The organism is Dellaglioa sp. CoH-55-MRSF-7 (assembly GCF_056782235.1).
This window is the reverse complement of sequence record NZ_JBXAYI010000239.1, coordinates 1-238: the sequence shown is the minus strand read 5'-3', so window position 1 is coordinate 238 and position 238 is coordinate 1. Positions and strand designations below refer to the sequence as shown.

1 protein-coding gene is annotated in these 238 nt (G+C 49.2%); it reads left to right on the top strand.

The window, feature by feature from the left end:
* Window positions 1–44 precede the first annotated feature (44 nt).
* The coding region (locus tag AC1RPU_RS08530; RefSeq protein ID WP_481769738.1) for a hypothetical protein at window positions 45–238 on the top strand (194 nt) is incomplete at its 3' end.

The following is a 238-nucleotide window of genomic DNA, read 5'->3' as shown; positions in this document are numbered from 1 at the left end:
ATTCTGATGCTCATCACATCGAAACATAACAAGTTCCAACTGCAATGAAAAAGAAAGGACGAATATTCGTCATCGACGGAAATCACGCACTCCATCGTGTCTGGTTCACGTTGCGCACAGGCCGGCCGATCGAAGAGGCACTTCCATATGCATTCACCAGCTTGATATGCAAAGACGCCGTGGCCGTCAAGGCCACCCATATGCTGGTTGCATTTGACGGCAAGCAGGTGTTTAGGTA